We start from the raw sequence: 13,421 nt of genomic DNA, 5'->3' as shown, positions 1-13,421 counted from the left end.
TTTCGGTTTACATCATGATTAAAAGTAATATCACACCGAGGATGATTCGGTAGATGGCAAATGGGACGAGTTTGATTTTGTTGATCAGTTTTAAGAAGAAACGGACGACAAACAGTGCGACAACAAAGGCGCAGATAAAGCCGACGATGAAAAACGGCATCAGGTCCGAGCTTAAACTGTCCCAATGCTTCACAAGGCTTAAAAAGCTCGCTCCCATCATGATCGGCATCGCCATAATAAACGTAAAGTCGGCTGCCGCGCGGTGGTTTAATCCGAGAATAACGCCCCCGGAGATGGTTGAACCTGAACGCGAGAAACCCGGCCAAAGGGCAAGACATTGGAATAAGCCGACCCCTATTGCCTGCTTATATGAAATGCGGTCGAGAGTGTCTGTCGCTGTTTTCCGTTTATTTACCCAATCAGCAAAAAGCATCAGGACTGCCCCGGCGATTAAACCGATGGCAACAGTTTTAACGGAAAATAAATATTCATCAATGTAATCCTCAAACAAAAAGCCGAGGACAGCTGCAGGCACGAGCCCGACGGCAATTTGCGCAATGCTTAATTTATGTCCCTGCTCCTGGTCGCTTGTAATATTCTTTTTTAAGCCGAGCAAATTCAAAATCCGGTCTTTAAACACGATCGCTACCGCTAAAATGGAGCCTAGCTGAATAACCACTTTGAATGAGTTGGCAGCTTCTTCTGACATCAGATCGCTTGATTTAAGCCAGATATCGTCTACTATGATCATATGTCCTGTCGAAGAAACCGGCGCGTACTCTGTCAATCCTTCTACGATTCCTAAAATGGCAGCTACAAACAATTCCCATAGAGTCATGATTTTGATTCTCCCCATTAGACATTTATTTTTTTACATAACGGGAGCTTTCCATAAATGGAAAGCCCGTCTTACATAACTATAAACGAAAATCACACTTTATGACCCGACGTATTTTCTTTTTTTTCTTCATCGTATAAGTGTGACTGCATTTTAAACCAGTCAAATAAATGTGTTGTAATGACTTTGGCAACTGCATAACCCGGAATTGCCAGAATGATTCCAACAACGCCAAACAGCTTGCCGGCTGTTAATAGCAGAAAAATAATCGTAATCGGGTGGATGTGAAGGTTTTTCCCCATAATTTGCGGAGAGATCAATTTCCCTTCAATCAGCTGAACAATGGTCCATACGATGACCAGCTTAAGCAGCATGAGCGGCGATGTCACTATGGCGATGATAATCGCTGGCGTAATGGCAATCGTCGGTCCTAAATATGGAACGATGCTTGTACAAGCCGCAATGACGGCTAGCAATGAAGCATAATCCAGCCCGATAATCAAATAACCGATAAACAGCAAAAACCCGATACAGAAGCTGACAATGATCTGGCCTCTGATATAAGAGCTTAACCGATGATTCATTTCGCTTAAGACTGTATATGTCTGTTCTTTCAATCGAGTCGGCACAAACTTCAGTATATAGACCGGCAACTTTCTTCCGTCTTTTAATAAATAGAAAAGAATAAACGGAACCGTGACGATCGAAATGATGATCTCAGTCAGTGCGCCGATAAAATTCCCAACGCCGGTAAAGGTGCTGTTCACAATCGTCGCCGCCTGATCTGAAATCTTTGTTGCGAGATCAGATATATTGATGTTCATCGTTTGCTGGGCCTGGTTGACGAAATTGCTGCCGATAAGCTGTTTCGTCTGACTTTCTACGATATCCACATATCTCGGGATGTTGTCAATCAAGCTCATAATTTGTTCTTTTAAAAAGGGGATGATGGACACGATCGTGATCGTGATCAGCCCGATAATCAATAGATATAACAGCAAAATAGAATAGATTCTTCTTATTCTTCTTCTCTCAAGGAAATCGACGACTGGGTTTAACAGATAAAACACAATACCCGTTAAAATAATCGGCAGTGAAATCGTTTTGAGAAGAACAATAATCGGGGTGAAAATGAATGATGTTTTTGTAAAAACAAGAATATTTAAACCAATCAGCAGCAGCACAAGCAAAAATAAAACAAACTTATTGTCCAAGAAGAATCGCTTGAATCTGCCGCTCCATGTTTGCAACGTCTCCACTATCGTTCCTCCGTCATACTTAGTTTAATTAAATTGTACACTATCGTCCCTATAATGAAAAATAATAACCGCTAATTGTTGGAAAAACCTCCTTGCTTTAAAGATGTGATTTGATCTATCATGTGCTTTTCTCCTTTTTAAGCTATAATTTAGCTATATCATACAAAAGGAGCGATAAGAGTGATACGTTTTGCAATAGTAGGAACCAATTGGATTACAGACCGCTTTCTTGAGTCAGCAGCGGAGATAGAAGATTTTCAGCTGACAGCCGTTTATTCAAGATCGGCTGAACGAGCTGCCGAGTTTGCCGCTAAACACGGTGCTGAGCACACCTTCTCAGATCTTCAGGAAATGGCGGCAAGCGATTGCTTTGATGCCGTATACATAGCCAGTCCGAATGCCCTTCACAAGGAACAAGCCGTTCTCTTTATGGATCATGGCAAGCATGTGCTTTGTGAGAAGCCGTTTGCTTCGAATGCAAAAGAAACGGAAGAGATGATCTCAGCGGCTAAGGCAAACGGCGTTGTCCTCATGGAAGCGATGAAGACCACTTTCCTGCCGAATTTCAAAGAGCTGAAAAACCACTTACATAAAATCGGCACTGTCCGCAGATTTACCGCAAGCTACTGCCAGTACTCCTCACGGTATGACGCATTCAGAAACGGAACCGTCTTGAATGCGTTTCAGCCTGAGCTTTCCAACGGATCATTAATGGATATCGGTGTCTATTGTATTTATCCTGCAGTCGTGCTGTTTGGTGAGCCGCAGAATGTGAAGGCAAACGGATATGCTTTGTCTTCCGGAGTGGATGGAGAAGGAACCGTCATTCTGTCTTACGACGAGTTCGAAGCCGTTTTGATGCATTCTAAAATCTCTACTTCTTATGCCCCGGCGGAAATCCAGGGTGAAGACGGAACGATTGTGATCGATACGATTCACCGGCCTGAACGAGTGGAAATCCGCTATCGCGACGGCCGCCTCGAAAACATCTCGATTCCTGATCCTAAACCGGCGATGTTCTACGAAGCAGAAGAATTTGTCACGCTCATAAAAGAGAAAAAGCAGGAATCGGAAGAAAATACATTTGAACGGTCTTTGATCACCGCCAAAATCATGGAAGAAGCAAGAAAGCAAATGGGGATTGTGTACCCTGCCGATCAAGCCTAAAAAAATCCGCCCGCGTGCAAAGGCCGCGGCGGATTTTTTATTAGACAATCGGAGTAGATGCATTCCTTTTTAAAAGCACCTTTTGTTCATACTCTTTTATGTCATGGAGCCATGCCTCTTTTACCGGCACGCCCATTTGTTCACAGTAGGAATCCCAGATGGCCCCGAAAGGATATGTTTTGAACTCCTCCATCAGCGCCAGCCTTTCTGTAAAGCGGCCCTCTTCCTGCAATTGTTTTAAATAGCCGTTCGGGAGAAGTAAGGCATACAATATAGCTTTGACCATATTTCTCGTTCCGATGGTCCAGGCGGCAACACGGTTAATGCTGGCATCGAAAAAATCGAGGCCGATAGCGACCTTCTCAAGTGCCTGATTGCGTACAATTTCAAGCGCGATTTCTCTCAATTCATCATCTAAAACCACAACATGGTCGCTATCCCAGCGAACGGGACGGGACACGTGCAAGGCGAGTTTATCTGTGTAAAGCAGCATGGACGAGATCTTATTTGATACCGTTTCAGTCGGGTGGTAATGGCCTGTATCAAGTAAACAAAGCTTATGATTCGTCAAAGCATAAGCTAGATAAAACTCATGAGATCCGACAACATATGATTCGGAACCAAGCCCGAACAGCTTGCTCTCGACTGAATCAAGATTGTGTTGTTCACTGATCTCCTCTGCGAAGATCCGATCCAGTGATTCTTTTAATCTTTTACGCGGTGTCAGCCTGTCACTTGGGATATCCTTATAGCCGTCGGGAATCCAAATATTCGTCAAGCAAGGTGTGCCTAATTCTTTCCCGAAGTATTCCCCAATACGGCGGCACGCGATACAATGCCTGATCCAATATTCCCTGATGTTCGGATCGGGGTGTGAAAGGGTGAGTCCGTCTGCCGCTTTCTCATGCGAAAACAAGGTGGGATTAAAATCTAAACCAAGACCGAGATCTTTTGCCCATTTCACCCAGTTTTCAAAATGCTGCGGCTTCAATTCGTCCCGTTCAGTCGCTTCCCCGTTTGTTTCTGCATATATCGCATGCAGGTTCACGCGGTGCTTTCCAGGAATGAGAGAAAGAGCCTTCTCCAAATCTCTTCTTAATTCTTCAGGGGTTTGCGCTTTTCCGGGATAATTGCCGGTCACATCAATTCCGCCTGAAAGCTCACCCTTATTTACTTCAAAGCCTTCAATGTCGTCACCCTGCCAGCAGTGGATTGAAATGGACACTTGCTCTAATTGCCGAAGCGCCTCTTCAACATCGATTCCCCATTTTTCATACGCCTGTTTTGCACTGTCATAATTGGCTTTTATGGTCATGCGTCTCTCTCCCTTTTTCAGTTTTTTAATCCAAATAAAAAACTTCCTTAAGATCTATCGAAACAGGACTGAAATCCGGATTGGTTTTCATTAATGGCGACATCGATTTCCACCATCTCTGGCAAACTTCAGTGTCCGCCATCTTTCTCCACTTCTCCTCATCCTCTATTTCTAAATAAGCAAAAAGCCGGCCTGTTTCTTCGTCTAAAAAAATGGAATAATGGTGCGCTCCATGAGCTTTGAGTGCTTCTGCCATTTCAGGCCAAATGTCATCATGCCGCTGTTTGTATTCCTCGTACTTGTCTTGATGGACAAACATGATACTGGCTTTTCTTTTCACACCTAATCACCTCTTCACCTTTTAGATAGCGCTTTCAAAACAGTTTGCCGAAATGACTGAATGATCGTGCTTCTGTCAATGTCTTTAGGTGTAAACACTTTGATCGGAAAGGAATTTCTGACGGCTTGCCGGGCTTCTTTTATGTCTTTGACTTCTTTGGCAGCAATCATTTGCATTAGTATATTTCCGATGGCGGTTGCCTCTATGGGCCCTGCGTATACCGCTTTTCCGCTCATGTCTGCCGTTAATTGATTTAAGAAGTCATTCCGGGCTCCGCCGCCAATGATATGAAGCTGCTGAATCGAATTTCCTGTGATCGTTTCCAGCTCTTTGATGGCTATCGCATAGATGATGGCTAAATTGCTGTAGATGCAGCAGGCAAGTTCGCCTGCAGTGCGGGGAATCTTCTGGCGGGTTTCTCTGCAATAATGTTGTATTTCCTCCATCATGCTGTCTGGATTCAGGAAACGTTCATCATTTAAGTTTATAAACTGCAGGAATGGTTTTGTTTTTCGGGCTTCTTCTGCAAGCTGCTGGAAAGAGTAATCTGCTTGTAATTGTTGTCTTACTTCCTGTATCACCCACATGCCGATGATGTTTTTGAGAAAGCGAATGGTGTTGTTTGCGCCGCGTTCATTTGTATAGTTGTTTTTTAAAGCCAGATCAGTTAATATCGGCGTTTTGTTTTCAACCCCGATTAACGACCATGTTCCGCTGCTGATATACGCCCAGCTATCGTTTACACCTGGAGCCGCGATGACGGCCGAGGCAGTATCATGCGTTGCGACTGTTATCACCTTGCAAGCCGGCAGATCATAATCCGGGAACCAATCATTTCTCAGCATGCCGAGCTCACGCCCCGGCTCAGTCAGCGGCGCAAATTGATGTTCCTGAACAGACACGGCTTTAAGCAATTCAGGATCAAGCTTTCCAGTTGAGACGTTTAAAAGCTGTGTTGTGGATGCATTTGTAATTTCCGTTACGGCTTTTCCGGTTAAACAATAGCCTAAATAATCAGGAACCATTATAATTTTGTCTGTTGTTTTCAGCAGCTCACGGTCTTCTTCATACAATTGATAAATCGTGTTAAAAGGCTGAAATTGTATTCCTGTTTTTTGATAGATTGTGTCTTTTGACAGGGTGTGTTCCAGTTTATCTATTGTGTGTTCTGTTCTTTTATCCCGGTAGGACATCACTTCCTGCAAACGATTGCCTTTGTCGTCCAGTAAGACATAATCAATTGCCCATGTATCAATACCGACGGTGCAGCGTTCATACCCAAGCGCTTTCACCTTTTGCAGTCCTTGCAGGATTTGTTTTAGCAAATGATCGATATCCCAAAAACAATGTCCGTCTCTTTGAATGAAGCCGTTAGCGAATCTGTGAATCTCTTGTACTTCAAGCTTCCCTTCCTTCAGTTCACCTACCATGACTCTCCCGCTTGATGCGCCTATATCAATGGCAGTATATATCATTCTTTCACCCTCTCTTCGGAAGGGGAACAGCTGTCACGTTCACCTTTTTGTCTTCAAGAGCTTTTACCGATACCGGATCAAGTCCGGAATCAGTAATAAGGCGGCTGATATCTTGCAGCGAGGCGATATGTGAAAACTCGCGGTTCCCCCATTTGCTTGAATCGGCCATCAAAATGGTCTGATCAGACCTTTCGATCATCCGTTTTTTGAGCAGTGCCTGCCACTCGTTTGAGTCGCTCATCCCGTTGTTTAAGTCAAATCCTTTACATGACAGAAAGGTTTTGTTGACATGGTAGGTCTCAAGTGAACGCTCTGCTAACGGGCCGGCAAACGATAATGATTTTGCCAGCAAAATGCCGCCTGTTGAAATGACTGATATGTTTTCTTTATTGCTGAGTTCAATAGCTGCCTTCATTGAGTTTGTAATGACGATGAGCTCAATATCAGGGAGTATTTTCGCCATGTACCAGGCGGTGGTGCTTGCATCGAGAATGATTCGGTCTCCGCTCTTTACATATTTGACTGCTTCGTGAGCGATGGCTTTTTTTTCTATGACATTTGTGATTTCCCGTTCAGAAAAATGAACTTCTGATTCCTGCTGCTGAATACTGACCGCTCCTCCGTGGCTTCGGCTCAGTTTATGTTCTTTCTCAAGCTTCTCAAGATCGCGCCGAATGGTTTCTTCTGTGACAGAAAATATGTCACTTAATTCGGATACGCGGATGCTTGAACGCATATTCACTATTTCTACTATTTTTTGCTGCCGTTCTGCTACTAGCATCGGTAACGCCCTTCCTCATATCGTAATCCGTCTTGTTATTTTTATCATAGCATACTTCTAACGCGTGAAAGCAGCAGGGACGCCGCCGTCTACCGTGATCATGCAGCCCGTTGTTTTTTCGGCTTTAGAAGAAGCGAAAAATGCGATGGCTTCGGCAATATCCTGCGGGTAAATATCGACGAGCAACGCCGTGCGTTTCCGGTAATGTTCCTCAAGCTGATCTGGTTCAATCCCGTATGCTGCGGCCCGTTCCTCCCGCCAGTTTGATCCCCAGATAGCCGATCCTTGAAGAACCGCATCCGGCAAAACGGAGTTTACCCGAATGCCGTATTCTCCTCCTTCAGCTGCGATACACCTTGCCAAATGGGTTTCAAGCGCTTTTACAGAGCTGTAGGCAGATGCGTTTTTACCCGCATAAACTGAATTTTTCGATCCGACAAATACCATACTTCCGCCTCTGTTTTGCTGTTTCATTTGTTTAAACGCTTCACGAGCCACAAGAAAATAGCCTGTGCCTAATACGTTCATATTAAGATTCCATTCTTTTAGACTTGTTTCGTCAAATGGGCTTGATGTGGCCAGCCCGGCATTATTGACGACGATATCAATGCCGCCGTAAGCAAGCGCCGCTTGTTCAAAGGCTGACTGTACTTCTTCTTCCTTTGTCACATCCATTTTGACAGCCATTGCCCGTCCTTCTCCGTATGCATCGTTTATTTCCCCGGCAATTTTCTGTGCGCCTTCTATATTTAGATCAGCTGCGATCACGTGCCCTCCTTCAGCTGCAAAGCGGCGGCATGCTGCACTGCCGATTCCGCCGGCTCCTCCTGTTATCAACGCTACTTTACGGGAAAATTCTGCTTCCGGCGGGGCCAGCGTGAGCTTGTATAATTCTAGCGGCCAATATTCGACATGGTAGGATTCATTTTCATTTAAAGAAACAAAGTGCCCAAAAGCTGTTGACCCTTTCATAACAGCGATGGCCCTCCGATATAAAGCGCCGCTTACTTTAGACATGGCGTAACTTTTTCCCGTATTCACCATTCCGATGCCAGGAATCAATATTACCCGCGGGGCTGATTCAAAGATTTGGTCCCCCTCCTGCTGATTGCGTGTAAAGTAAGCCTGATATTCTGATGTAAAACGTTCGACTCCTGATTTGATCAGATCCGCCAGCTTATGCACATCTTGAGTTTTCGGATTCCACTCAATGTACAGCGGAACCCGCTTTGTGTGAACAAGATGATCCGGACATGCCGCACCGATTTGCGAAAGCGCTGGCGCTTGGACACTGTTGACAAATTCTAAGACGTCATCATGATCATCATAGGAAAGGATCATTTTCTTTTCTTCACTGACAGCTCCTCTGATCACAGGCATGATGGCTGCTAAGATTTGTTTTCTTTGATCCTCCGGCAGCGGCTGATATCTTTTGCCTCCGAATATCTCATGTTGGTTGATACGATCGTTAATATACTGCTCAGCTTCTTGAATGATGGATATCGTTTTTTCATAACATGTTTCAGACGTCTCGCCCCAAGTGACTAATCCGTGTTTCTCCATTAACACAAGCTCTGCGTTGGGATTGTTCGCTACGCCTTCAGCGATCATTTTAGATAAAGTAAATCCAGGGCGTACGTATGGCACCCATACAAACCGGTTTCCGTAAATGTCTTCAGCGATTTGTTTTCCATTATCAGCGCAGCAAATGCTGATAATCGCATCGGGGTGGGTATGGTCAACGTGATTGTATGGCAAAAAAGCGTGTAGCAGCGTTTCAATTGAAGGGCGGGGATGCTTGCTGTCAATCATACAATGAGACAAGTAGTCTACCATTTCTTCATCTGACATGTGGTCCCTTTCGATCAGCGGGCGGATGTCATTTAATCTCAAACCAGTAAAGTTATGCGCTCTCATTGTTGCCAGATCAGAACCGCTTCCTTTCACCCACATGACTTCTGTTTCACGGCCTCTGAAATCCTTTTCCGTTGTTTTCATAGACGTATTCCCGCCGCCCCAGTTGCAGACAGTGCGATCTGACCCGATCAGATTGGACCTGTACACCAATTCCTCTACCCCTTTTTGCAGCTGTGCAGCATGATCTGAATCCCATACATGTTTCACCATATTTGATATTCCTCCGTCCCCTTTTTATTTGTATCCGCTTTCATTATATATGATCTTTGTTTGATTTTGAATTCTTTTTGTTTATTTTTGTTTTAATAAAAAAAGAAAGCGGCAGGATATGCCGCTTTCTCTTTCCATTACGATTCAATTTTAAATTTCTTCGTGATGTCCTGAAGTTCTTCCGCCATGTTTGCCAACGTTTCAGCTGAAGAGCTGATTTCTTCCATAGACGCAAGCTGTTCTTCCGCCGAAGCTGCGATGTCTTGAATGCCTGCAGAGCTTTCTTTCGCCACTGCAGAAATGTCTTCAACCGCACTTGACACTTCTTGTGATCCGTCTGACAGCTGTTCCACCGTCGCGTTCAGGTTTTGCAATTCGCCGGAAATTTGAGTTGTCATCTCATAGATTTGTTTAAAGCTTTCCGCTGTTTGGTCAGTAATCTGCAAGCCTTCCTTCACTTCATGATTCACGGATTGGAACATCGCAAGTGAAGTGCTGATTTCTCTGACAATCTCTTGAATTAACCCTTCAATTTCCTTAGCTGAGTCTGCTGATTGTACGGCAAGTTTTCTAACCTCTTCCGCTACTACTGAGAAGCCTCTTCCGTATTCTCCCGCTCTTGCCGCCTCAATCGCAGCATTTAATGCAAGCAGGTTGGTTTGATCAGCAATACCGTTAATCACATTCAAGATGCTTGTGATGTCTTGCGATTTTGTTTCTAGACCTTTCACAACCGCTTCCGCTTTTTGAACGGATTGGTCGATTGTTTTCATTTGGCCGACTGTGTGTTCAACCAGTTTCTCTCCGCTGCCCGCTGCCTCAGAGGACTGGATCGATGATTTCGTAATCGTTGAAGAGGCTTGAGCCACTTTTGAAATCCCGTGGTTCATTTGAGAAAGATGGTTTGAGCTTGTTTCCAGTTTCTCGCTTTGCGCCTCATTGCCATCTGAGAACTGTTCGATGGCGAGTGTAATGTGTTCAGTTGCTTTGCTTGTTTGGGCTGCGCTTGCCGTCAGCTCTTCAGAAGATGATGCCACGTTTTCTACAGACGTTTGAATGACACCAATAACAGAACGCAATGATGCAGACATTTCGTTAAAGCTTTCGCCAAGCTGGCCGAACTCGTTTTTCGAGTGAATGTCAATGACTTCTGTGAGATCCCCGCTGCTGATTTTCGCGGATGTAGAAACCAGTTTTCTTAACGGCTTGGTGATGGCCCGGATAATAAAGAGAATGAGTATGCCGCCGATCGCAATTGACACGCATAGAATGATAACCGCTGTGTTCAGTACCGGACTTGAAGCATCTTGCAATTCACTGACAAAGTATGTGCCCGCGATTTTCCAGCCTGTCAGTTTATTAGTCGTGAAGGCCATTTTCTTTTCTTTGCCTTCGAAGATATATTCAAATGAGCCGTCTTCTTTGGAATATACTTGGTTTGTCCAGTTGCCTGATCCTGTTGTCCCAGGCTTAATCGTCGGATGGGCGATATATTTTTTGTTGCCTGTTGTAATAAATGCAAAGCCATTTTTGCCGATTTTGATTCTCTGTGAAGCAGTAAGCACTTCATCCAGATTTAAATCAAGTGCTATGACTCCTGAGCCGTCTTTTATTTGTTTTGAAATTGTGACAACCATATCCCCTGTTGCTTCATCAGTATACGGTTCTGAGAAAACAGCCTGTCCTTTTTTCGCAACGGCTTGTTTGTACCAGTCACGTCCTGTCGGATCGAAGCCTTTAGGGACACCGCTATCCGGATATTTGTAAAGCTTCTTACTTTCGGAAGCCGCATAGATTGCTCCTACATCGTCGTTTAGTCTCGTGTACTGCTTAAGTTTCTCTTTCAGTAAGGTTTTGTTTTTGCCTTGTAATATGTCTTTATCGATTGTCTCACTATAATAATCTATTGCTTTCACTTTATCTTCCAGTTTATTTTGCAGCGTACTGTTGAGCTCTTCAACATTTCCCTTCGCGCTGTTTATCAGCTCTCTGTCTAACGCGTTCCAAGCTGATTGATAACTGAAATATGCTAAAACCCCAACCGGCAAAATAAGCACTGCCAGAAATGCAGCGATAAGCGGTTTGCTGATCGATGGCTGTTTGATCCATTTTATGAATTTTCCCATTCTTGCTGACTCCTCCTTTAAGCTAAATCTAATATCGTCAAACTAGGATAAAAGGTTTAATAAAAAAACTAAAAAAAACACCCAAGCGTACAGGCTTGGGTGTTTGGGCTCATTATTCGATTTTAAATCGTTTGGTCATGTCGCGAAGCTCTTCCGCCATAGACGAAAGGGTTTCTGCTGACGAGCTGATTTCTTCCATGGAAGCAAGCTGCTCTTCGGCTGATGCCGCGATATCTTGGATATGAGCTGAACTTTCTTTTGAAATCGATGCAATGTGCTCGGATGCTCCCGAAACTTCCTCAGAGCTCGCAGAAAGCTGCTGAACCGTCGCACTCATATTTTGCAGTTCGCCGGCGATTTGGTTCGTCATTTCAGAAATGCGTTTAAAGCTCATTTCTGTTTTATCTGTGATATCAAGGCCTGTCTGCACCTCTTGATTGACAGACTGGAACATGCCGAGAGATGTATTGATTTCCTTCACAATTTCGATGATTAATCCTTCAATCTCTTTTGCTGAATCTGCTGATTGAACTGCCAGCTTTCTCACTTCTTCCGCTACAACGGAGAAGCCGCGGCCGTACTCGCCTGCGCGCGCCGCTTCAATCGCTGCGTTTAGGGCAAGCAGGTTTGTCTGATCTGCGATACCGTTAATTACACGCAAAATATTGGTGATATCTTTCGATTTCGTTTCCAATCCGCGTACGACTTGTTCTGCTTCTTTAACGGACCTGTCAATGACGTTCATTTGGCCGACGGTTTGATGAACAAGCTTGCCGCCTTCACTTGCAATTTCTGTCGATTGAACAGATGAATCTGTAATTACTTCAGAAGCTTGAGCCATATTCGTCAATCCGTCATTCATTTGATAAATGTGCTCTGCTGCGGTTTCAATGTTTTCGTTTTGTTTTTCATTGCCGTTAGAAAATTGTTCAATCGCCAATGTAATGTGCTCTGTTGCCTTGCTCGTTTGCGCGGCTGATGCGGTCAGCTCCTCAGAGGAAGCCGCAACATTGTCTACCGAATCCTGGATGGCGTGTATGAGAGAACGAAGTGACGACGCCATATTGTTGAAGCTTTTGCCGAGTTCGCCCAATTCATCTTTTGAACGGATATCAATGGTTTCCGTCAAGTCTCCCTCGCTGATCCGCTTAGAGGAACCGACGAGCTGTTTCAGCGGCGTTGTAATCGACCGAATGATCAATGTCATAACGATAATCCCTATGATAATAGCTGCTGCCAAGACAATTAAAGCAATGTGAAGGACAGGCTGGGCTGCCTCATGAATTTCATCTAAATACATGGTCCCGCCGATTTTCCATCCCGTTAACTTGTTTGTGTCAAAGGCCATTTTTTTCTTATCGCCGTCCATCGTGTATTGAAAATCGCCTTTATCCGCATTTAGCACCTTGTCGAGCCAGTCGCCCTTCAATTCAGTTCCTGAGGTTTCATTAGGATGGGCGACAACCTTTTTGTCCTTCGTCATGATAAATGCGTAGCCTTGTTTACCGATATTGACTTTTTTAGTTGTTTTCAGCAGATTTTCAATCGTCATGTTGATTGCGATAACGCCTGAACCATCTTTTGTCTGTTGGGCGATTGTCACAACCATTGTATTTGTAGAAGCGGTTTTATAAGGGTCAGTCACAACAACTTTTCCTTTATTCGCAACCGCTTTTTTGTACCAGTCGCGTTCAACCGGATTATAGCCGCTCGGCATCGGAAGATCCGGGTAACGGGTGAAGCGCCCGTTTTTGTCACTTGTATAAATGGATTCTACATCTTTATTAATGCTGATATATTGTGAGAATTTCTCTTTAATGCTTGCATTGCTTTTTGCTTTATATCTCTCTTTTGTCAGCCATTCGCTGAAGTAAGCGGCGCTGTTTTCTTTTTCACCGATGCTGGTGTTAATAATTTCGTTTAATTGCTGTACATTTTCCAATGCGCTCCCCATCATCTGTCTGTCGAGTGAGCTGCTTGCCGATTGATAAGC

At 44.3% G+C, this 13,421-nt stretch carries 10 protein-coding genes and 1 pseudogene; 1 reads left to right on the top strand and 10 read right to left on the bottom strand.

Annotated elements, in window-relative coordinates:
• Positions 1-7 precede the first annotated feature (7 nt).
• Both KHQ79_RS08675 and KHQ79_RS08670 read right to left on the bottom strand, forming a co-directional pair.
• Complete coding sequence (locus KHQ79_RS08675; protein ID WP_003242240.1) at positions 8-838, bottom strand: undecaprenyl-diphosphate phosphatase; 831 nt, start codon at positions 836-838, stop codon at positions 8-10.
• A 92-nt stretch (positions 839-930) separates the two neighbouring features.
• Positions 931-2,097: an AI-2E family transporter gene (locus tag KHQ79_RS08670; RefSeq protein WP_100276246.1), complete on the bottom strand. Its 1,167-nt coding sequence runs from the start codon at positions 2,095-2,097 to the stop codon at positions 931-933.
• Between the two features lie 180 nt (positions 2,098-2,277).
• Between KHQ79_RS08670 and iolU the strand changes: the two genes are divergently transcribed.
• The gene (iolU, locus tag KHQ79_RS08665; protein WP_225514831.1) at positions 2,278-3,264 is read left to right on the top strand and encodes a scyllo-inositol 2-dehydrogenase; all 987 of its coding nucleotides are present in this window, start codon (positions 2,278-2,280) and stop codon (positions 3,262-3,264) included.
• 40 nt (positions 3,265-3,304) lie between these two features.
• Here iolU and rhaA read toward each other — a convergent pair whose 3' ends face one another.
• The 8 genes and pseudogenes from rhaA to KHQ79_RS22385 all read right to left on the bottom strand — a co-directional run.
• A complete protein-coding gene (gene rhaA / locus KHQ79_RS08660) occupies positions 3,305-4,579 on the bottom strand; it encodes an L-rhamnose isomerase (protein WP_225514829.1) in 1,275 nt (424 codons plus the stop codon).
• Between the two features lie 25 nt (positions 4,580-4,604).
• Positions 4,605-4,919 carry an L-rhamnose mutarotase gene (gene rhaM / locus KHQ79_RS08655; protein ID WP_060399363.1) on the bottom strand — a complete coding sequence of 105 codons (315 nt, stop codon included), beginning with the start codon at positions 4,917-4,919 and terminating at the stop codon, positions 4,605-4,607.
• A gap of 14 nt (positions 4,920-4,933) precedes the next feature.
• Positions 4,934-6,394, bottom strand: a complete 1,461-nt coding sequence (gene rhaB / locus KHQ79_RS08650; RefSeq protein ID WP_225514826.1) for a rhamnulokinase — start codon at positions 6,392-6,394, stop codon at positions 4,934-4,936.
• Positions 6,395-6,398: 4 nt separating this feature from the next.
• The gene (rhaR, locus tag KHQ79_RS08645) at positions 6,399-7,175 is read right to left on the bottom strand and encodes a rhamnose catabolism operon transcriptional regulator RhaR (protein WP_225514824.1); all 777 of its coding nucleotides are present in this window, start codon (positions 7,173-7,175) and stop codon (positions 6,399-6,401) included.
• Between the two features lie 57 nt (positions 7,176-7,232).
• Complete coding sequence (locus KHQ79_RS08640) at positions 7,233-9,302, bottom strand: bifunctional aldolase/short-chain dehydrogenase (RefSeq protein ID WP_225514822.1); 2,070 nt, start codon at positions 9,300-9,302, stop codon at positions 7,233-7,235.
• A 137-nt stretch (positions 9,303-9,439) separates the two neighbouring features.
• Entirely contained in the window at positions 9,440-11,428 is a 1,989-nt protein-coding gene (locus KHQ79_RS08635; RefSeq protein ID WP_225514820.1) for a methyl-accepting chemotaxis protein, read from the bottom strand.
• Between the two features lie 112 nt (positions 11,429-11,540).
• On the bottom strand, positions 11,541-12,491 hold the full coding sequence (locus KHQ79_RS22390) for a methyl-accepting chemotaxis protein (RefSeq protein WP_373695041.1): 951 nt from the start codon (positions 12,489-12,491) through the stop codon (positions 11,541-11,543).
• Positions 12,486-13,382, bottom strand: a pseudogene (locus KHQ79_RS22385) (cache domain-containing protein); the annotation flags it as partial. The gene KHQ79_RS22390 and the pseudogene KHQ79_RS22385, both read right to left, overlap by 6 nt.
• Positions 13,383-13,421 lie beyond the last annotated feature (39 nt).

Origin of the sequence: Bacillus sp. TSO22, assembly GCF_020223595.1 — a bacterium.
GTDB classification, from domain to species: Bacteria; Bacillota; Bacilli; order Bacillales; family Bacillaceae; genus Bacillus; species Bacillus inaquosorum.
This window is presented reverse-complemented; position numbering and strand designations above follow the sequence as displayed.

Excerpts from the sequence above, each read along its gene's own strand:
- KHQ79_RS08675 (WP_003242240.1), bottom strand. The coding sequence starts at position 838 with ATGACTCTATGGGAATTGTTTGTAGCTGCCATTTTAGGAATCGTAGAA.
- KHQ79_RS22390 (WP_373695041.1), bottom strand. The coding sequence starts at position 12,491 with ATGGCGTCGTCACTTCGTTCTCTCATACACGCCATCCAGGATTCGGTA.
- rhaB (WP_225514826.1), bottom strand. The coding sequence starts at position 6,394 with ATGATATATACTGCCATTGATATAGGCGCATCAAGCGGGAGAGTCATG.
- KHQ79_RS08640 (WP_225514822.1), bottom strand. The coding sequence starts at position 9,302 with ATGGTGAAACATGTATGGGATTCAGATCATGCTGCACAGCTGCAAAAA.
- KHQ79_RS08635 (WP_225514820.1), bottom strand. The coding sequence starts at position 11,428 with ATGGGAAAATTCATAAAATGGATCAAACAGCCATCGATCAGCAAACCG.
- rhaA (WP_225514829.1), bottom strand. The coding sequence starts at position 4,579 with ATGACCATAAAAGCCAATTATGACAGTGCAAAACAGGCGTATGAAAAA.
- rhaR (WP_225514824.1), bottom strand. The coding sequence starts at position 7,175 with ATGCTAGTAGCAGAACGGCAGCAAAAAATAGTAGAAATAGTGAATATG.